The 18,670-nt window shown below is 65.6% G+C and carries 9 protein-coding genes; 3 read left to right on the top strand and 6 right to left on the bottom strand.

What is annotated here, in order from left to right; genetic code table 11:
- Positions 1-5: 5 nt before the first annotated feature.
- Positions 6-983, bottom strand: coding sequence for a TRAP transporter substrate-binding protein (locus FHG66_RS16835; protein WP_139078213.1), 978 nt, complete (start codon positions 981-983; stop codon positions 6-8).
- Positions 984-1,008: 25 nt separating this feature from the next.
- Positions 1,009-2,415, bottom strand: coding sequence for a glucuronate isomerase (uxaC, locus tag FHG66_RS16830; protein ID WP_139078212.1), 1,407 nt, complete (start codon positions 2,413-2,415; stop codon positions 1,009-1,011).
- A gap of 74 nt (positions 2,416-2,489) precedes the next feature.
- Between uxaC and FHG66_RS16825 the strand changes: the two genes are divergently transcribed.
- A complete protein-coding gene (locus FHG66_RS16825; protein ID WP_139078211.1) occupies positions 2,490-3,179 on the top strand; it encodes a GntR family transcriptional regulator in 690 nt (229 codons plus the stop codon).
- A 93-nt stretch (positions 3,180-3,272) separates the two neighbouring features.
- Here FHG66_RS16825 and FHG66_RS16820 read toward each other — a convergent pair whose 3' ends face one another.
- From FHG66_RS16820 to FHG66_RS16810, 3 genes are all read right to left on the bottom strand, one after another.
- Positions 3,273-6,338, bottom strand: coding sequence for a WD40 repeat domain-containing protein (locus tag FHG66_RS16820; protein ID WP_139078210.1), 3,066 nt, complete (start codon positions 6,336-6,338; stop codon positions 3,273-3,275).
- 209 nt (positions 6,339-6,547) lie between these two features.
- On the bottom strand, positions 6,548-9,358 hold the full coding sequence (locus FHG66_RS16815; protein ID WP_176556306.1) for a glycosyltransferase family 4 protein: 2,811 nt from the start codon (positions 9,356-9,358) through the stop codon (positions 6,548-6,550).
- Between the two features lie 110 nt (positions 9,359-9,468).
- Positions 9,469-12,219 (bottom strand): glycosyltransferase family 4 protein, encoded by a 2,751-nt coding sequence (locus tag FHG66_RS16810; protein ID WP_176556305.1) that lies wholly within the window; start codon positions 12,217-12,219, stop codon positions 9,469-9,471.
- A 560-nt stretch (positions 12,220-12,779) separates the two neighbouring features.
- Between FHG66_RS16810 and FHG66_RS16805 the strand changes: the two genes are divergently transcribed.
- Positions 12,780-14,375, top strand: coding sequence for a tetratricopeptide repeat protein (locus FHG66_RS16805; RefSeq protein WP_176556304.1), 1,596 nt, complete (start codon positions 12,780-12,782; stop codon positions 14,373-14,375).
- Between the two features lie 266 nt (positions 14,376-14,641).
- Complete coding sequence (locus FHG66_RS16800) at positions 14,642-15,151, top strand: hypothetical protein (protein WP_139078206.1); 510 nt, start codon at positions 14,642-14,644, stop codon at positions 15,149-15,151.
- Between the two features lie 288 nt (positions 15,152-15,439).
- Here FHG66_RS16800 and FHG66_RS16795 read toward each other — a convergent pair whose 3' ends face one another.
- Positions 15,440-18,661 carry a tetratricopeptide repeat protein gene (locus FHG66_RS16795; RefSeq protein ID WP_139078205.1) on the bottom strand — a complete coding sequence of 1,074 codons (3,222 nt, stop codon included), beginning with the start codon at positions 18,659-18,661 and terminating at the stop codon, positions 15,440-15,442.
- Between the last annotated feature and the right edge of the window lie 9 nt (positions 18,662-18,670).

Below are 18,670 nucleotides of genomic sequence, written 5' to 3'. Positions count from 1 at the left end.
GCGCGTTATTCGACCGCCTGGATCCGCTCAACGAGATCCTGGAGCTCCGGCGTATTCGCGTACTTCTCGTAGACCGGCGCCATCGCGTCGATGAAGGGCTGCTTGTCGATCTCGTTGACCTGAGCGCCGTTAGCGATCACCTCCTCGAGCGCCGCCTTTTCCGCCTCGGCCCAAAGCTCGCGCTGCACCGACACGCTGTCTTGCGCGGCTTGGCGGATGACCTCTTGGTCTTCAGGCGAAAGCTGGTCCCAGCGAGTCTTCGACATCACGAGCACTTCCGGCACGATCAGGTGCTCGTCGAGGGAGTAGTACCCCGCGACTTCCGCATGACCCGAGGTTTGATAGCTCGGCGGATTGTTCTCCGCGCCGTCGATCACGCCCGTCTCGATTGCGGAATAAACCTCGCCATAAGGCATCGGAGTCGCGTCGCCGCCGAGCGCGTCCACCATGTCCACGAACACGTCCGACTGCATGACGCGGAACTTCATGCCTTCGAGGTCCTCGACCGACTCGATCGGCTTTTCGCTGTTGTAGAAGGACCGCGCGCCGCTGTCATAGAAGGCCAAGCCGATCAGGCCGTGCGGCTCGAACGCGGCAAGGATCTCGTCCCCGATTGGACCGTCCATGACCCGGTGCATGTGCTCGGCGTCGCGGAAGATGTAGGGCAGCGACACCACAGCCGTCTCGGGGATCAGGTTGTTGAACGGCCCGAGGCTGACCCGGTTCATATCGATCACGCCGAACTGGGTCTGCTCGATGGTGTCCTTTTCCTCACCAAGCTGAGCCGAGTGGAAAACCTCGATGGTGATGCGGCCGTCGGTCCGCTCCTTGACGAGTTCGCCCACGTGCTTGACGGCCTCGACGGTCGGATAACCGTCCGGATGGGTATCCGACGAGCGCAGCGTGATCTCCTGCGCGAATGCGGCGCTGGCGCTGGCGGCCAGGACCGCCAGAGCGGCCACAGTGGTTCTCAACGACTTCATTGTTTCCTCCTCCCAGGAACGCAGATCAGAGCCGGTAGGCCTCCCGTGCCAGCCGGTAGGCGAGGTCGTGGGCGACCTCGAAGGCCTCATCCGCCCGGAGCCGCCCGGAGGCGACCAGGGTGGCGAGGTAGGCGCAATCCGACCGGCGCGAGACGTCGTGCCGGGCGGGGATCGAGCAGAACGCGCGGGTGTCGTCGTTGAAGCCGACGGTGTTGTAGAACCCGCAGGTCTCGGTCGTGGCTTCCCGAAAGCGGCGGATGCCTTCCGGGCTGTCGAAGAACCACCAGGGGGGCCCGAGCCGTAGCGCCGGATACACACCCGCGAGCGGCGCGAGTTCGCGGCTGTAAGCGGTCTCGTCCAGGGTGAAGACGATGACCGTGAGCCCCGGCTCCAGCCCGACGGCCTCCAGCAGCGGACGAAGCGCGGTCACGTAGTCGGTGGGCGTCGGGATGTCGAAGCCCTTGTCCCGCCCGAACCGCCCGAGCATCCGGCTGGAATGATTGCGCAGGGAACCCGGGTGGATCTGGAGCACGAGCCCGTCTTCAAGGCTCATCCGCGCCATTTCGGTCAGCATCTGCGCGCGGAACGCCTCGGCGTCGGTCGCCGAAGCCCCGCCCCGCAGCACCCTCTCGAAGAGGGCTGCTGCTTCTTCCTGCGGCAGGTCGAGCGTGCGTGCCGTGGGGTGGCCGTGGTCGGTGCTCGTGGCACCGAATTCCTTGAAGGTGGCCCGGCGCGCCCGATGCGCGTCGAGATAACCCTCCCAAGTTGCAGTGTCGCAACCCGTGATCTCGCCCAGGCGTTCGAGGTTTTCGGCGAAGCCGGCGAAGTCGGGATCGACCACGGCGTCGGGCCGGTATGCGGTGATGACACGACCGCCCCAGCCGCTGTCCCGGATCATGCGGTGCCAGCGTAGGTCGTCGAGCGCACTTTCGGTGGTGGCCAGCACCTCGATCCCGAACCGATCGAACAACGCGCGGGGTCGGAACTCGGGTTGGGCCAAGCAGGTGTCGATGTGGTCGTAGATGGCGTCGGCGTTGCCCGCTCCCAGCGGCTCCTCCACCCCGAAGACAGTCTCGAAAGAATGGGCCAGCCACATGGCCGAAGGCGTTCCCCGGAGCAGATGCACATTCTCAGCAAAGCGCCGCCAGATCAGCCGTCCGTCCGTCTCGACGGGGCCTCCGTCGGTACGGGGGACGCCTAGATCCTCCAACGCTACGCCCTGGGAGAAGAGCATCCGAAAGACATAATGATCTGGCACGACGAACAGTTGGGCCGGGTCGGGAAAGCGGGCATCCTCGGCGAACCAACGGGGGTCGGTATGGCCATGCGGAGACAGGATGGGCAGCCCGGCCACCGAGGCATACAGATCCCGCGCGATTGCCCTCTCGGGTCCCGAGGTCGGCAACAGGCGATCTGGATCCAGGAGAGTCATGCCGTGCCTCGAAATCTCTGGCCAACTGAGCGATAGACTAATATGCTAGTCTGTAAGCTGTCAACGGGATTGAGATGAGCTCTCGAAGCGACGCGGTCGAGCTGGTCTCGCCGCCCAGACTGACGGATCAGGTGTTCAGCACCCTGTACGATTGGATTGTGCAGCTAGAGCTGCTTCCCGGCTCCAAAATCTCGGAGGGCGAGATCGCGGAGCAGTTCGATGTGTCCCGCCAGCCCGTTCGGGACGCCTTTTATCGGCTGTCCCAGATCGGCCTGCTGATCATCCGACCGCAGCGGGCGACCATCGTCAGCCACATTCAGGCCGAGGCCGTGCTTCAGGCACGCTACATCCGCACCGCCATCGAGGTGGAGACGTTCCGGATCGCCGCCCGGTGCATGCCCGACGGCACCCTGGACGACCTGGAGCGCCAGCTCGAGGAGCAGGCGAGGGTCGCCCACCGCGAGGCCCGCCGCCTGTTCCACGAACTCGACGACAAGATGCACCGCACGATCTTCGAGGCCGCGGGCAAGGGCTTCGCCTGGGCTCTGGTGCGGGACAACAAGGCCCACATGGACCGGATCCGCTACATCAGCCTGGAAAGCGGCGCGCAGCGGGCACTCGATGAACATGTCGGACTGGTCAAAGCCTTGCGGGCCGCCGATCCGGACTTGGTCGAAACGCTCATGCGAGAGCACCTTGGCCGTATCGCGGTGACCCTGGAGCGCGTCGCTCGCGAGCGGCCCGAGTTGTTCCGGGCCACCTGACCGGAGGGAAAGCAGCCCAGCTGCATCTGATGCCTGCCGCCCCCCGGGATGGCTCTGCCCGACCATCCGCGCACGACGGCACGGTACGCCAGTTCATCGTATGACGGTAGCAGCGTCCCCGCCCGACTCAGGCGCCTCTGCCCTGGCCCCCGCCTCTTCGCTCATGCGCCACTCCGGACAGGTGGGCTGCCAGTCCTCCCCCTCGCCGATGTACCTCCGCCATTCGTTGCGGGTCAGGTTGCGTCCGGCGCGCTCGGTGCAGAGCTGGGCGAAGGTCCTCTCCGGGACGGCGGGGACAATCCGGACCATGCCCTCCTGGCTCCCGCTCGCCAGCCGAGCGCCGTCGGGGCTGAATGCCAAGCCCCAGACCGCCCCGTCCTGCTCGAAGCGGGCGATCTCATCGCCCGTGGCGCTGTCCGAAACGAGGGCCGTCCCGTCTTCGCTGCCAGTCGCCAGGCGCGTGCCGTCGGGACTGAAAGCCAAGCTGTAGACGCCGGCCCCTTGCTCAATGCGGGCGATCTCATCGCCCGTGGCGCTGTCCGACAGGCGGGCCGTTCCGTCCTCGCTGCCAGTGGCCAGACGGGTGCCGTCGGGGCTAAAGGCCAGGGTGTAGACCTCCGCACCATGCGCGATGCTGGCGATCTCCTCCCCTGTCGTGCTGTCGGACAGGCGTGCGGTACCGTCCCAGCTTCCACTGGCCAGACGGGTGCCGTCGGGGCTGAAGGCCAAGGTGTAGACTCCTGCCTCATGCACGATGCGGGCGATCTGGGTACCCGCGACGGAAAGCAGGCGCACGGTGCCGTCCTCGCCGGCCGCGGCCAGGGCCGTGCCGTCGGGGCTGAAGGCCAAGGCGCTGATCGCGCCATCCTGTTCGATCCGGGCGATCTCATTGCCCGTGATGCTGTCGGATAGGCGCAGCGTGCCATCCACGCTGCCGCTGGCGACACGTTGGCCATCGGGGCTGAAGGCCAAGACCCAGACCGCCTCCCCTTGGTCGATGCGGGCGATCTCGTCGCCCGTCGTGCCGTCGGATAGACGAACGGTGCCGTCCCAGCTTCCGGTGGCCAGACGTGTCCCGTCAGGGCTGAACGCCAAGGCCGAGACGGCCCCTTCATGGCCGATCCGGGCAATCTCATCGCCCGAAGCACTGTCGGACAGGAGAACCGCGCCATCGACGCTTCCGCTGGCCACATGCGTGCCGTCGGGGCTGAAGGCCAGGACCCAGACCGCCTCATCATGATCGATGCGCGCCAGTCCTCCATCCGTGGCGTCGAAAAGTCGGATGATGCCGTCCTCGCTTCCCGTGACCAGACGCGATCCGTCGGGGCTGAAGGCCAGATCCCAGACTGCCGCACCGTGCTCGATGCGGGCGATCTCATCGCCCGTGGCACTGTCCGACAGGAGGAGCGTGCCGTCCTCGCCGCTGGTAGCCAAGCGTGTACCATCCGGGCTGAAGGCCAGGGCGGACACCCCGGCCCCTTGCTCGATCCGGATGATCTCCTTGCCCACGGCGTCCAAAAGGCGGACAGTGCCGTCTCCCGCGGCGCTGGCAACGCGGCCGCCATCGGAGCTGAAGGCAACAGCGGAAATTCCGGCGCCCTGCTCGTCGATGCGGGCGATCTCATCGCCCGTGGCGCTGTCCGACAGGAGAAGCCTGCCATCATCGCTGCCGCTGGCCAGACGCGCGCCGTCGGGGCTGAAGGCCAGACTGTGGACGGCAGCCCCCAGATCGATGCGGGCAACCTCCTGGCCCGTGGCGTCCACGAGACGCACCGTGCCATCCCCGCCGCCGCTGGCCAGACGGGTGCCGTCGCGGTTGAAGGCCAAGGCAGACACCCCGGCCGCCTGCTCGATCTGAGCGATCTCCTCGCCCGTGGTGCCGTCGATCAGGCGGGTGGCTCCCTCCCAGCTTCCGCTGGCTAAGCGGGTGCCGTCGGGGCTGAAGGCCAGGGCCGAAACTCCGGCCTCTTGCTTGATTCGGGCGATCTCCTCGCCCGTGGCGCTGTCCGACACCAAGAGCGTACCGTCCTCGCTGCCGGTGGCCAACCGCGTGCCATCCCGGCTGAAGGCCAAGGCACCGATCGCGCCGTCTTGTTCGATCCGGGCGATCGTCTCGCCGCTGGCCGAGAGGAGGCGAACAGCGCCGTCTACGCCACCGGCTGCCAGTCGGCTGCCGTCAGGGCCGAACGCCACAGTGGAAAGGACGGACCCCGCCTCCACACGCATCACTGGAAGCTGGCGAAGCGACGTCAGAGCGGCCTGATAAGCCCCCGACGTGGGATGCCGCCGCCAAGCCTCGACCGCAAGAGCTGCCGCCTGCTCGACAGAGTCAGGCTCGTTGCTCGCGGACAGGATGCTGTCGGCCTGCGCCGCAAGCTGCAGGCCTTTCGCTTCGGTCGAGGCGGCCGCTGCACGCTCGGCACGCTGCCGGGCCTCTGACTCGGCCGCCTGCGCACGATCCGCCTCGGCCTTGGCCTGCTGCTCGCTTACCCGCGCCTGGTCAGCGGCGGCTCTTGCCTGCTCCTCCCCTGCCCGCGCTTGATCCGCCGCAGCCCTTGCCTGCTCCTCGGCGGCCCTTGCCTCCTCTTCTTCCGCGCGAGCCTGATCCGCCGCGGCCTTGGCCTGCTCCTCGGCGGCCCAGGCCTGCTCGGCCTCAGCCCTAGCCCGCTCCTCGGCCCGGCGTGAGCTGTTCGCCTCGGTCAGCGCCTGCTCCTCCGCCGCCCGCGCAAGGTTGGCCTCGGTGAGGGCCCGCTCCTCGGCTGCCCGCGCTCGCTCCAGGTTCGCCAAAGCGCGCTCCCGGGCCGCTTGTGCAGACTGAGCCTCCTGGGTGGCCTGAACCAGAGCCGCTTCGGCTGCTGCCCGCGCGTCCTCGGCGGAAGTCAAGCCACTGGCCGGATCGGAGGACCCGGCCAGTGGCTGCCCCGCTGACTCCGGCACTTGTCCTCGGACCCCTGTCACGGGTTCGACCTGAGTGACTTGAGTTCCGATCCGCCCTGTCGCGCCGCCGGTCTGCGCCACCTGCCTAGCCTCGTTTGAGGCGACCCTGATCGAAAAGACGAGGTAGGCCACCACGAGGACGCCCACCGCCACCGCAGCCAAGACCATGATCAGCCGCCGGGACGTGCCGTCCTCTTGGGCGTAGTTGCGACGTGACATCATGCTCCCCCATTCCATTCAGACAGGCGGACCTCACTGCTCTGTCCGGCCGGTCCTGCCGCTCCGTTCCCGGCACGACAGGGCTCGTTCAGGAACGTCACGGTTCTATTGTAGGTCCCTCGTGCGGATCCTCGACCTTTCATACGAACACTCCTTCATCTCGCGGTCACCATGCAGACTGCTCATCCGGAGTGACCGCCCCTCCCGGAGACCTAGTCGATAAGGAATCTGTTCAGCCTGAAGCCGAAGGGAAGGCGGAGCGTGTCGCTCCTGGCCTCGAAGACAAGCGAAACCGCCACGACACCGAAGACCCCATGCAGATCGGCAGCCAGCCGCAGGACGCCTTGGCCGAGATCCTGGGCCTCGGCTTTGGCGATGGTTCCGCCCGTGGCTTGGTCAATGACGCTCAGACAGGTCTGGACCGGCAGCGATCTTCCAAGGGACAGGTCCGCGACGATGCGCTCGTGCCCGGCAAGGAGAACATCGATGAAGGTCAGGCGACCGGAGCGTGCCGGACGGCCCGCTGCTAGGCTGACCACGCCATAATCGGCTGCAGGATCGATTTGGAAGATGTCGGAAAAGGGGCCCTGCGATCCATCCGTCAGGAAGCCTCCAACGCTCTCCATAGAAAGGTTTCGCCACGTCGCGTCCTCAGCGGCCAGAAAGCGCGGATCAGACCTTTCGCGCTGATCAGCGCTCCTTTGCCGGGCGATGGCCGCGATCAACCGGTCCCGGAAGTCGTGGGACGCGGTTTCGGGCGGCATCTCCATGGCGGAGGCTGGCGTCGAGGACCCCGACCGCAACGCCAGAAGCCCCGCCCGCAGGTCCACAGGCCTCCGCGCTTCTGCCGTTCTCTGGGCCACGTCGAGGAGCACAGCGGACGCGTGCAGGTCGCTGTCCCACCCGGCCTGCAGGCGAATGGCCTGATCGGGACGCGACAGAGCGGCGGACAGCATGGCCAGATCAGCAACGCTCCGACCCGTTTGCCTCACGAGGTTGATGGGATGACCGGAGTCCTGCGCGAATCCAGCCAGCGTCTCCTCCTCGACGGCCTTGGTCGACTGCGCCGCATTCAGCCCCAGCCAAGCCAGTCCGTCGGGATGAACAATAGGACAGAGGCGCAGGGCCTCTGCCGCCTCCTGCGCGCCTTGGTACCAATGGCGCCGCTGCCTAAAAGCGCCGACCTCCCGTCTTCGGACTGCGCCAACCGACGGGATCAGGAGGACGTCCCTGTCGGATGTCATTATCCTGTGCATCAGGGCTTGGCCCAGCGGGGCGGCGTCGATGAGTTCGCCCGTCTCGGAGCGGTGGAACATCTCGGGTGTCAGTTCCCCCAGGATCTCCTCGGAGCGAGCGGCCCAGACGCTCGACCCGATCGGAAGGCCAAGGCCGCCGGCCGCTGGAAGATCCCCGCAGGGCAGTTCGGCGATCTCCAGGGCGCCATCGGGCACGCGCCGCTCCGCGGACACGCAGGACACGATGGCGGCGCCGGTTCGAGCCAGGGCGACCATTGCCGCGACGAAGAACGTCGGGAGCACTTCGTGCTCGGCATCCGTGAAGAACACGACGTCGCAAGAGCCGATCGCCTCCAGCAGCGACCCGATCGAGTCCGCGCCGATTGTCCTCCCATCCACGCCGTCTGCGGAAAAGACAGGGCTGAGCGTCTCGTCTAGCAGCTTCCGCGCCGGGCCCAGCCGGGACGTCAGGACCACATGCCGTACCGAAGGTCCAAAGCGCTGGAGATGCAGCCCCACCTGCTCCGACAGGCCGCCCAGAGTGCTGAGGCCTGCATCGATGGTCACCAGCAGCGTCCGCTGTTCATCCGGCGGTAGCGGCGGCTCCTCGTCCAGGGCAAACCCATCCGGCTCCTCGATCCGCGAGCCAAGCCAGCCGCTCCAGGTCGACCATGTGCGCAGGTTCTCTGCGGCATCGAAGCGCGGCCAAGCAAAACCGGCCCCATGATCCAGAATGTCGCGCAGCCGATCCGACAGTGCCCGCACGTTCGGCTCGACCATGACCCTGTCCCGGCAGTCCGGGTGGATCAGTTCTTCGGCACCGCTCCCAGAGGTGGTCACAAACGGGATCCGGTTCCCCATGCACTCGTAGACGACGCAAGGGCTGTTATCCGCGAGGGATGGCATCACGGCGAGCCGCCCGGGCCGACGAAGGTAATCCAGCGCCTCGGCCTGACCGAAGCGGGTGAGGAGCCTGACTTGGAACGGCCAACGTGCCGAGCGCTCAAGAATGAAGGCGGCCGAGGGGATGCTGCCGATCTCCGTCATTCTGCCCATGAAGGTGACACGGTGACCCCGAAGCCTGTCGCCCAGATGGTCAAGCGCCTCGCAGAACAGCCACAATCCCTTGCGAGGCTCCAGGCGTCCGAAGAACACCAGTTCGTCGATGTTGGCCGATGACGGGTCCGGTTCGACCCCGAGATCCTGAAACGGATAAGGTTGGGTATAGGTCCGCTCTGGCAGACGCCAGCCGTAGGACTCGTACTCCCGCAGCAGGTACTCGCTGGGGCCCAGGACGACATCCGCCCACTCCGCGCTCCGGCGCTCCAGGCCGATCATCTCAAGATCGCTGGGCCGGTTGATGCCTTGATCGTTGGTGTTGATTACCCATTCGATGGACCCGTGCGTGATCACGCAATGGGTCTGCCGGGCGAACGGCGTCAACCCGGCCCGCTTGGCGGCTAGGGCGTAGTAACCGCTGCCGTGGTGTTCGTTGAAATAGACGACGTCGAACTCCCGCTCGGCCAGGAACTCCTTTACCAGCCACGATTTGCGCCGCCACATCCGGTAATCGCCCCCATGTGGGATGTGGGCAAGTTCGACGTTCCTGCGCGCCAGGGCGGACACCCAATGCGGCCAGTCCTTCTCGTCACAGGCCGGAACGCCGTGCTCGACGCTGGTGAAAAGCACGGTCACCTGGTGTCCGTCCCCCGACAGATGATCCACCAGTCCGCTCGTGGCAGTCCCGATGCCGCCATTCCTTACCGGCCCGAGAATCTCCGACGTCACCAGACAAATCCTGAGCGGGCGTCCGCCACCCTGGAGCCCTTGAAGTTCGTCCGAAAGCCTGCGGAACGGCCTCATGGAGACTCCCTCGAAGGGCCTGTCGCCCATGCCGCTCATCGTTGCACGGTCAGCATGAGGTCGGTCCAGCGTGCCCAGGCGTCCTGGGCCTGATCGCCCGGATGAGCCATCTCCGTGGACAGGCTGATGGTGCAGCGGGTCAGGATGTCCGGTGGCAGTCTTTCGTCAATCCGGAGCGACTCGTTCGCTCGCGCGATACGGTCCACGCCGAAGTAAGAAGACCCGTCCAGAGCCACCATGTCGATCCGGAAGCGCACCGGGCGCGATGTCGGGGACGCCAGTCGCACTCCGCCAAGCAGGGCGCCCATGTCCGTCAGGTCGACGTCGCTGAACAGCATTCCGGCCCGGCCTTCCCTGCTTGTGTTCGGGTGAACCTCGATCTCGCGGGTATCGGAGAACAACCTGAACGACCACTCGTGCGACAGATTCATGGACGTGAAGGCATTGGCTGCGGCCAGGTCGAACAGCCGGATCTCTCTCGTGCTTCGGCGCAGGTAAGACGCTAGCGGACGCCGCACCTGGGGCTCCTCTCCTTCGGGCATCAGGCGCTCGGCAGCGAGTTCATGGGCAAGCTCGGTCTGACCCGAAGCCTGGGCCATGGCGATCAGGGTCCGCGCCGTTGCCTCCTCCGTTGCGTAGAGGGTGGGATCTCCCAGCGGTTGAGCCAGCTTCGCGGACAGATAGCCCAGGCAGTCTGCGGCCGATCGCCTCCTCTCGGACGCGACCATCGTCTCTGCGGCGAGCCTCGCAAGGAGAGCAGGCTCGCTGCCCGGACTGTATCCCGGGCGCGATCCGATCAGCGACCGCGCACTCTGCCCAAGCCGGAACACCGGAGACGGCTGGTCGACCGCAACGCCGTCGAGAGCACAGTCGGCAAGGATCTCGAACCGATGGCCCTGCTCATCGAGCCGCAGGACGATCTCGTGCACCCAATCCTGCATCCTCTTGAACCGTTCGTACCGCTCGTCGAAAGGACCTATCTCCCCGACGATCGCAATGGCCTCGGGCCGAATTGCGATGAAGCCGCTGTTCGTGTCCAACGCCAAAGGAAACAAGATGCGAGAGTGACCGACAGGAAACTCACGGACCTTCCGCCCTTCCGGACCGTCGCTGATGTACGGGCGAGGGTCCCTCGGAGCTTCCGCAGTTGTCGCGGCCAGTCCAGTCAGCGCGACGATGTCGCGCACGTCACCAAAGCAGCGTTCCGCTCTCTCCAGCCAGTCCGGCGTGATCGGCTGGGATGCATGGCTCAGTCCAATGATCGTGGATGTCGAAGCGAACGAGAGAAGCACTTCCTGATAGATCCGCACATCGGCGACAGTCACCACCCCGGTTAAAAACCGATCGGGGATACGGTCGATCAAGGCGGGTGGATCATCGGTCAACACGGTGACGTCGACGGCCCCCAAGGTGCCGGTCAGTGCACGTTCAATGCTTGCCGCGGTCTCGACAGGGTCAACCCGCGCCGACGCCAAGAGAAGGAGGTGGCGTCTGGCAGAACCTTCAGGACGGTCGGCCCGAACGCCCGGCCTCGCCCGATCCTGCGATGGGAGGCGGCTGGCCGTGATGATCTGCTCCAGCCAGTCCATCATCATCCTCTCGTTCTGATCCGGATCGGTGGCGGGCAGCCCTGTCGCGGCCCCGTTACGCCGTATCGACCGAAGTGTGTGGCTCAGCCCCTCGACGGTCGGTTCGAACAGGTTGCTGGCCCAGCACTCCTTGGCGATCAACTCCTGTCCGCCACTGCCGCTCGATGCGACGAACGGGATCCCTTCGTACAGACATTCAAGAATGGCGCAGGGGCTGTTGTCCTGCGCCGCCGGCATGACGGCCACCCTCCGACCCGCCTTGAGGTAGTTGATGGCCTGTTCCCGATCGAAGTTGTGGAGGATCTGCACCTCGAACGGCCACCCTGCCGAACGTTTCAGCACGGGAAAGCCGGTCAACTCCCCCTCCTCTTCCGTCATCCTGCCCAAGAAGGTGACCTTCAGGTCACCCATCTCGTGCTTGATGCGGTTCAGCGCCTCGCAGAACAGCCACAGGCCCTTTCGGCGCTCCAGGCGTCCAAAGAACACGATCTCATCCACCGGAGAGGCCCGAAGCTCCGGCCGCCGACTTCGACTGTCCTTTGGCAACAGGTTCGGGAGCACGACGGTGTTGTCCGGCAACGTCCAGCCGTATCCTTTGTACCTGTCCAGCATGTAGGCACTCGGAGAGATCAGCGCATCGGCCAGCTCGATGCTTCTCCGCTCGATTTCCACAAGGCGGACATCCTGGACCGAGGTGATCGGGTCCTGGTTCATCTCCATGACCCATTGCGTGGCGCTGTGGGCCACGACGACCATGGGGGTCCTTGCAAAGTCGGGGCTGGCTGTCTTGCGGGCGAGTTGGGAATAGTATCCCGACCCATGCATGTCGTTGAAGAACACCAAGTCATATCGACGCGCCTGAAGGTGCAGCATGACCTGATAGGACTTGGCGAGCCAATCGTTCCATTCGCCATCATGGGACAGGCAGATCAGGCGGATGCCCTTCTGGCGGAACAGATCGACCTGATCCTCGAAGCTTCCCCGAAAGCAGAAGGGGGTCCGCCGCTCGACCCGGGTATAAAGGATGTCGACCTGATACCCTTCTCGAGCCAGGGCAAGGGCCAGTCCACGGACCGCTGTTCCGATCCCTCCATTGTAGTCAGGGCCCGCGAGTTCTCCGGTGACAAGGCAGATGCTGTTCGACGCGGGCCGAAAGGGGCTTACCGAAGCCGAGGCTTCGTTCTGACCTTGGATCATGCGTGTTCCTTCGGACGCGTTCGGCTCGGCGGAGGCCTTGGCCTGGCGAGGTCCCGTCATTGACGGTGAGGGCTAGGCTCGCGTCAAGTCGGGAGGCTCCGATCGCGGAGCCAGCTTGCCTTCACCATGGGGTGAGGTCCAGCAAAGACCCCGGATGGTTGCCAGGCCCAGCACACTGGTCGCCCTTAGATTGCACGTGCGGAGCGTTCCCGTTCCTGTCGGGGCGGCTCGCACTGGTCGCAGCCGGCAAGATCGCGCTCGCTACTGCGTCACGTATGTCCCCGCTTTGCCAGTCGACTGCTATGGTCCGCCGAGTTCGCCGAGACATATCTCGCGCCGGTTGACGCGGGCCGTCTGGTGCCGCCTCCATCTGCGCACAAGTTATCGTCGGAAAGGTCGAGCATGAAGAACCGGGACTGGAGCCAGGCTTGGATCATCGCTCCTTCGACTGTCAGCGAACGGTCGTTCCATGCCGGCAGCATCCGGGGCCGGTCGCTGCTCTCGCCGGCTGATGGATGTCCTGTCCACGCCCTGCACACCCGGCTCATCGAGAGGGAGACATGATCGGCAGCGATGACATGCAGATAGAAATGGACGTGCAGCGGGAGCTTGTGGCGAATCCGCGCAATGCCGCCGCCCATCAGCAGCTAAGCGAACTCCATCATCGCCAAGGACGCATGACCAAGGCTGTCGCGTCCGCTCGGCGTGCCGTGGAGCTGCAGCCCGACCTCGTCGAGGGCTGGCTGCATCTCGGCAGTCTCCTGCTGGACGGGACGAACGCGCTTGGAGAAGCCGAAGACGCCCTGCGGCATGCGATCGAGCTTTGGCCTGACGGTGCGATTATCCATCTTAGGCTGGGCAGACTGCTCCTGCGCCGCGGTCACGCCCACGACGCCATCCGATCGATTCGGCATGCCGCGCTGCTTGCTCCCCCCGAAGGCTGGCTTTGGAGCGAGATCGGCATGGGCTTGGCCGACGGCAATCTCCTCGATGAAGCGAAGGCAGCCCTCGTGAAGGCCATCCGGCTCGAACCGGTCGAGCCGCTGCACCAGTTCCGGCTCGGCGAAGTGCTCCAGAGGATCGGAGATGAGGCGAGCGCCCTAGCGCATATCCGACGTGCCGCCGAACTCGGCCCCGAGATCGCATGGCTTCAAAGCCACCTCGGCCATGTTCTCACGGAAGCAGGCGACCTCGTCGGCGCTCAGGTCGCGCTGGATCGGGCAGAGGCTTTGGCGCCCGGGGACGGCCTCACACGTTCGCGAAAGGCGTCCCTGACGGAAAGGCGGAGCCTTGCAACCAGACGGGCGAAGCGGTTCGAGACCGCCACCCGGTCAGGCCGGACCGCACCCCTGGCCGCCTGCATCGTTCTGGCAGCCCCTCGCACGGGCAGCACGGTCTTGGGCCAGTCGGTCAGCGCAGCGTGGCAGACGGATTTCTTCGGCGAGGTGTTCCATGACGAACCAGAGCAGGACACCTACGGGGGCAACTTCTTCGGTTTCCGACGCACGCTGATCGCAGCCGAGCCGTCCTTGTCGGTCCCGACCCTCGATAACCAGAGAAGGCTGTTCCAGAGGTACTGCGAGCACATCCAGTCGGTCTCCCCGTCCGGGGCGTCGATCCTGGACCTGAAGTATTACTCCTGGCACCACCTGAACACCTGCTTCGTCCTGCCACACGAGCCGCCCACCCTTATCGACTTCGTTCGAGAGGCGTCATGGCCTGTGGTTCACCTCGTCCGCGAGAATCTCTTTGCGCTTTACTGCTCGCTGAAGCTGAGCCAGAAAAGCGGTGTCTGGCATCGCGAGGGCGGATCTCCCTCGGAGGAAGGGCGGCAGAGGCTGCGCATCGACATCGACGCTTGTCGGCTCGAGATGGACCGCCTGCAATCCGCCACGGCCATCTTCAACGACTGGTTCAGCGGCTACGACAACTACCATCACCTGACCTATGAACGTCTGTTCACAGGCGGCGCGTTTTCGTCGGAGGTCGAGGAGACCTTCACAAAGGTCCTCGATGAACCCCCGACAAGACCCCTCCTGCCTACAACGCGAAAGGTCACGCCTCCTCTCCATGGCGTCATCGAGAACATCGAGGACGTGCTTAGAGAATTCAAAGGCACGGCATATGACGCCATGGTTCTGGAAGCCCTGTCGTAAACCACTCAAGCATGGCCGGCTGTCCTGCCGGTCCTGACCCGGCCGGTTAGAGCCCTGTCCCTAAGTTTTCCCGCCAGGTCGGCGGGATCGCGCCTATGCCCTGCACGGCTGGTCGGACCCTGGCCAAGCCCCGGAAAACGTTGCCACGGCATCGGTGCGGAACTAAGAAGGAACCGAGGACGCCACGGACCAAGGGCTTGGACCGTAGAAGGAGGTGGTTGGGGCCGGTCTCCGGTCGTCCTATCTCCGCCTCAGGAGGACCCGGAATGGACGAGACGTCGAAGAAGCTGCTCGGGACCGCGACGGTCGCCGTCGCGTCGCTGGGGCTCGCCTCACTGCCGGGATATGTCGCGTCTCAGGGTCGCACCGTGGCTCCCGTCGGCAACATCGCTCCCGACGCGTCGGGCCCGGCCAGCGATCCCTTGGTCGAACTGATGCTGCGCACGCGGGGCAGCCAGTCCGCGGTCGCCCTCAAGCATCATTTGCGCCAGATGCTGTCCTACATCACGCCGGAACGGATGACGCAGATGCCCGCCCTGATCCGGGGCCTCAGGACCCTTGGACTGGGCAGCGACGTGGAGGAGGATGTCCTCACAACCGTCGTGGAGCTCCTTGCAGAGACGGAGCTCCCCATGAGCGATGAGCAGATCGAGGCGCTTGCAGCAGCGTTTGCCGCGGAACCGGAGCGAGCGGTCCTCGCCACGTCCGGCCCGCCAGGGAGGATTGGTGCTTCCGAAGAAGGCGGCACCCGCGGTATCGGCCTTTACGGAGGCTGATCGGGGCGTTCCTGCGGACCTCTCTATCCAGCGGGCATAGCGCAGGGTGGCGGATTCCTGCATCTCAGGCCAACTTCCTACCTGGCGTCCGTCCACGAGACCCACCCATGGCATTGAAGCTGGAGCCTCAGCACCCAAGGAATGTTCCCGAGGCTGGTTCAAACCTTCCGCAAAGGTCCTGCCCACGCGGGGGAGTGGGTCCGGGCTCCGACCAGGCTCCGGCCATTTCTTTCGGCCTGCGGATAGCCCGTCCGCAATGCCGCCGGCCTCGCAACGAACCTTTTATTCTCATCCTCGAACCTCCCCGAGACGCGCAAGGCGTTCCTGCGTGGTCGGATCCTGAGGATCAAGCGAAAGCGCCTCCCCCAGCGCCCGTTCCGCCTCCTGCCAGAGCCCCTGCTCCATCAGGAGCTGCCCCAGGTGACTCCACACCCAAGCCTGGTCCGGCTTGAGCTTGACGGCGGTCCTGATGGCCCGGACCGAGGCTTCCATGTCCCCCCGAGACTGCATCAGCGTCCCGTAGCGGCAATGGCCAAGCCAGTCGTTGGGGTCCAGTTCCAGCGCCCGCTCCAAGGCGCCCGTGCCTTCATCGATCTCGCCTAATTCCAGCAAGATCGCCCCTAGATGGCTCCACATCCAGCCCTGATCACCAGCCCGAGCGGCGGCGCGACGGTAGAACTGGACGGCTGCGGAAAGATCGCGCCGGACCTCATGGAGCCGACCCAGGCGATACAACGTCAGCGCGTTATCCGGCTCGGTCCGGTCTGCATGGGTCAGGGCTTCGAACGCTTCATCGGTGGCGCCGATGTCGACAAGCAGCCCACCGAGGTGACTGAGGATCCAGGCGTCACGGGAACCCAGCGCGATCGCTTCCCGGACCGCGGAGATCGCTCCCGCCCTGTCGCCCGTTCTCTCCAGGACTCGCGCCCAGGCCATCTTCAGGGCCGGATGGTCCGGCATCACGGCGTTCGCCCGAGAGAGAACCTCTTCGGCCTCGCCCAGCCGGTCGTCAAAGGCGAGCAGCTCAGCAAGCCCGATAGGGTGTTCGCCGCGCGTCGGATCCAGCTCCCACGCCCGCTTGGCGGCCTCGATGGCACGCCCGATGTCCGTCCGTTTCAAGGACCTGCTCAACGCGGCGTGCAGACCGGCATGGCCCGGCTGCGTGCCGATCGCCTCCTCGAGGACGGCCGTGGCCCCAGGCCCATCGCCCGACTGCCCGAGAAGAAGCGCCCGCCGCTCCGCAAGAGCCGGAGATCCCCGAAGCCGCCGTTCCGCCTCCGTCAGCACCGTCTCGGCCTCTGCGAGGAGCCGGTTCTCGAGAAGTAGATCCAACAGGACCAGAGCGGAGTACTCCTCCCGCTCCCGGATGAACAGCCGAGTGCTCTCGTTGTGCGATGGGCGGTCGAACTCCTGACGCGCCAGTCGGAGGGCCTCCTCCATGTCGTCGCCCGCCGTTTTCGCCCCCTGGCGGAGGCGGATGCGCGCCAGCAAGATGTGGTCGTTGACCGACGGCGGACCCAATGCGGTGGCATCCAGCGCCGCCCGCTCGGCCCGGTCCAGCTGACCCTTTTCAATGAACACGTGGGCGAGTTGGTGCCGCAGGTTGGGCACAGATACCTGGGCCCAGCGGTCAATCGGCTCGGGCCCTCTGTCGATGACCTCCCGGCCATAGTCATGCCGCCGTGCGGCCCACCGATCCAGGGCGATACCCGTCTCGATGACCCGCTCGGCCTCATCGAGCTGCCCCATGAGCCTCAGGGCCTCGCCATGAACGGCGTAGTAGTGCGGATTGGCTGGGTTTAGTTCGACGGCACGCGCAGCATGCCCCTGGGCATCCGGGTATCGGCCGTCCTCGATGAGCCGGCTCGCCAGAGCCGCCCGGCCCAAGGCGTGCCCCGGAGCCCGCTCGACGCAACGCTCCAAGACGATCAGCGCCTCGGCGCGCCGTCCCGATCGGTCCAGCAGCCGGGCCAAGTGCAGATGAGCCGCCGGCAGATCCGGCTCGAGAGCCAGTGAGGCAAGAAGCTCCGCCTCGGCACGATCGAAGTCCCTTTCCTCCAGATGCAGGCGGGCGATCTGACAGTGGTACGCGCCGTCGGCCTCTCTCAATTTCCGAGCGATCGCTCTCTGACGCTCGGCTTCCTCGGGCTGATCGCTCGCTTCGAGCATCTGGCCGAGGAACAGGCGAAGCGCCGGAGCGTCCTCATCAAGACTGATGGCCTTCCGGACCGCCTCGATCGCCTCGGCGACCTGACCGCAGCTCCACAGCGTACCAGCCCGCAGGCGCCAGCTTATGGCGGATCGGTGTGCCCGGGGATCGGGCGCGATCCCGCTTTGGTCGGCGTCCGCCGGGAAGACTGTGGCAAGCCGGTCTCGGAGGGTGGCATCCAGTTCGAACGCGTTCGGATCGGACGGTGAACTGGCTGTTCTCTTGGTCCGATCGCCGGCACGGCTCACCGCTGCCCAGTCCGTGTTCAGGGCCTTGAAATGCCTGAGCTGGGCACGGCGGTGGTGCTCCGAAGCCGACATCCCCAGGATGTCGTGGACGGCCCACTGGGCAGCCTCGGGGGTTCTTCCGGGCACGACGGCCCACTTCTCTTCGCAACCGTTCCTCCGGCCGGCCCTCACATGGCAGAAATCCTTGTGGCGCGGTGGCGACGCGCTGGCGCTCGGCTCACGGACCGGGAAGTTCTCGACCCAGAGGCCGTCCAAACGGATGTGACCGGTGCCCGACTCCTCCACCAGCGAAAAGACGCTGTCACCGTTCTCGGTCAGGACGAGTTCGTCCACGTCCAGGTTGAGGACGCTCCGGGCAGTGTCCAGGAAACGGCGTCGAGCATGCTCCAGCATGCCGTTCTGGCAGGGATGCCAATCCCAGATGTCATAACTGACCGGAACCCGACCATCGAAGAGCCCATACCGGAAGGGCCATCCCAGCACGACGACCTTGACGTCATTCAGGGAACGAAGCGCCTCATGGATCTCCCGCACCGAGTATCCGGTAGAACCGTTGTCGTAGATCAGAACGCCGTCGCAGCCGTGCGCCTCCTGATGGTAGGTGGCCCAATCCCTGATCCACAGGGGCTCGTTGTCCTTGCTCAGGGTGGTGATGACCCGCCTGTCACGGAACAATTGGCAAAGATTGGGCTGCGGGACGAGATGCACTTCCGCGACCCGGCTGCAGACCCGGAGCGCCGTGGTTCCGTCGGGCACGTCCACGTAGATGGTATCGACATGGAAGCCTGGGATACGTCGGGCTTCGCAGACCGTCTCGTGCGGCACGGATATGATTCTCAGGTCCAGATCCGCATCCAAGTTCAGCAGCGGAGGCCCGAGGAGGGCAATCCGACGCCCGTCCGCAAGCCAGAAGCAGTCATAAAAGACGGTCAGAGGGTCGAACTTGTCCTCGAAGTCCGCGTGGCGGAGGGCTGCAGGCCGCGGTAGCCGCCTCAGGACCGGACTGTCAACGTCCAAAGACCAGCTTGTCAGCTGAACGTCGAGGAATGGCATGATCTGGTG

Origin of the sequence: Rubellimicrobium rubrum (assembly GCF_006152115.1) — a bacterium.
Taxonomy (GTDB): domain Bacteria; phylum Pseudomonadota; class Alphaproteobacteria; order Rhodobacterales; family Rhodobacteraceae; genus Rubellimicrobium; species Rubellimicrobium rubrum.
This window is presented reverse-complemented; position numbering and strand designations above follow the sequence as displayed.